This is a genomic window from Hydrogenobaculum sp., from assembly GCF_049967395.1.
Taxonomy (GTDB): Bacteria; Aquificota; Aquificia; order Aquificales; family Aquificaceae; genus Hydrogenobaculum.
Genome location: NZ_JBMFST010000139.1, coordinates 1 through 503 on the forward strand (window position 1 = coordinate 1; position 503 = coordinate 503).

At 25.0% G+C, this 503-nt stretch carries 1 protein-coding gene; it reads left to right on the top strand.

The window, feature by feature from the left end; genetic code table 11:
• Nucleotides 1-503: hypothetical protein (locus ACP5S8_RS08580; protein WP_461876518.1), on the top strand; the 503-nt coding region annotated here is incomplete at both ends.

The following is a 503-nucleotide window of genomic DNA, read 5'->3' on the forward strand; positions in this document are numbered from 1 at the left end:
GAAGGCAAACTTGATAATTATAAAAATTTAGTTAAAAATATTTTTTATGCCGTTTACTCTAATGCTGAAGCAAATTATACGTATAGTGAAGCTAACTCTAAACTGTTAAATAAAATTTTAAAAGATGATATACATTTTGATATAATTTATCCATTCGTTGATTTTGTTGATGTTGTTAAAGCTGATAAATATAGTATTCCTTCATTTCTTTATAATCATCGTGCCAATAATTATACAGGATTTACTCTTTTGTTGGAAGCATTAAATTATTATGATAATCATTTTGACTTTGATATTCAGATTTCGTTTTCAAGGATAACACAAAGTTCAGGAACTTTGTTTATAAAAGATAAATATAAACATATCAAAATAAATCTTATGAAGCAAAATGATCAGTATGCTGAATTTATGGCTAAAAATCATTTTGAACTTGGCTTACATAACGGTAAATCTTCCTTTTCAGTTTCATTTTTAGAAGCTATAAATCAAGGATTAAAGCCATT